Genomic DNA, 1,612 nt, shown 5'->3' on the forward strand with positions numbered 1-1,612 from the left:
TGGCCGAGGACGTGATGCTCGGCGACAGTGGCGCGAACGCGCTCGGGGCGCTGCTCGGCGTCGCGCTCGCCGCCCGTACCGGCCCGCTCGGCCGGGCCGGTCTGCTCGCCGTCCTCGCCGGGCTCACCGCCGCCAGCGAGAAGGTCAGCTTCACGGCGGTGATCCAGCGGACCCCGGGGCTACGCGAGCTCGACGCACTGGGCCGACGCGCCGACTGACGTGACCAGACCGGCACCCCTCGCCGGCGCCGGCCGGCTGGCCGGGGCAGCCGCGCTCATCGCCGTCCTCACCGTGGCCAGCCGACTCGCCGGCTTCGGCCGCACCGCCGTGTTCACCTGGGTGGTCGAGCAGAGCGACCTGGGCGGCATGTACGTCATCGCCAACACGGTGCCGAACATCGTCTTCGAGATCGTCGCGGGCGGGGCGTTGGCCAGCCTGGTCGTGCCGCTGCTGGCCGGGGCGGTCGCGGCGCAGGACCGGCGGACGGTGGCGGCGACCACCGGCGCCCTGCTCACCTGGACGGTGAGCCTGCTGGTTCCCCTCGCCGTTCTCGTCGCCCTGTTCGCCGACCCGATCATCTCGCTGATCAGCGAGGGACGGTCGGCGGCGGAACTCGCCGCCGGCGCCCGGATGCTGCGGGTGTTCGCCCCGCAGTTGCCGCTGTACGGGATCGGCATCGTGCTCACCGGCGTCCTCCAGGCACACCGACGCTTCGCCTGGCCGGTCATCGCGCCGTTGCTGTCCAGCCTGACCGTGGTCGTCGTCTACGTGGCCTTCGGGGCCGCTCAGGGGCGGGGTGTGTCGGTGGCCCAGGTCGGCCGCAGCGGCGAACTGCTCCTCTCCGGCGGCACCACCCTGGGCGTGGTCGTGCTGTCGCTGTCGCTGCTCATCCCGCTGCGACGGCTGCGGCTACGGCCCCGGTTCGGGTACGCCTTCACCGCCGACGCGCGGGCGCGGATCGGCGGGCTCGCCACGGCCGGCGCGGTGACGGTGGCCGCGCAGCAGGTCGCGCTCCTGGTGGTCCTCAACCGGGTCTCCGGAGGGCCCACCGGCTCCCCCCAGGTGTTCAACCTGGCCCAGGCGATCTACCTGCTGCCGTGGGCGGTCCTCGCCGTGCCGCTGGCGGTGGCGTCCTATCCCACGCTGGCCACCGCCAGCGCCGCCGGCGACGAGGACGGTTATCGACGGACCCTCTCCGGCGCGGTGCGTGGCGTGCTGCTCTTCAGCTGCCTGGGCGTCGCGGCGTTGATCGGCACCGCGCAGCCGATCGCCGCCCTCTTCTACCCGGACAATCCGGCATCCACCGCGGCGGCCATCAGCGGGTTCGCGCCGGGTCTGCTCGGCTACGGCTTGTTCGCGGTCCTGTCCCGCGCGCTGTACGCGCGCGGCGACACCCGGTCGGCGACGGTGGCGATCACCCTCGGCTGGCTGGTCGTCCCGGCCGTGGCGCTGCCGTTGACGGTGCTGCTCCCCACCGCCGACCGGGTGCTCGCGGTGACGTCCGCCAACTCGGTGGGGATGCTGGTGCTCGGCGCCCTGCTGCTCCTGGCGGTGCTGCGCGGCGCCGGCCGTCCCGCCCTCGCGGGCGCGGCGCGGGCCGGGGCGGCCGGTG

General features: G+C 74.9%; 1 protein-coding gene and 1 pseudogene. Both read left to right on the plus strand.

The genetic code is table 11. The features are described 5' to 3' along the window. A pseudogene (locus tag PSH25_RS29470) lies at positions 1-218 on the plus strand (hypothetical protein); the annotation flags it as partial. Between the two features lies 1 nt (position 219). After that, a partial coding sequence (gene murJ / locus PSH25_RS29475; protein ID WP_238662117.1) for a murein biosynthesis integral membrane protein MurJ occupies positions 220-1,612 on the plus strand: 1,393 nt, incomplete at its 3' end.

The organism is Micromonospora foliorum (assembly GCF_022229015.1).
Taxonomy (GTDB): Bacteria; Actinomycetota; Actinomycetes; order Mycobacteriales; family Micromonosporaceae; genus Micromonospora; species Micromonospora foliorum.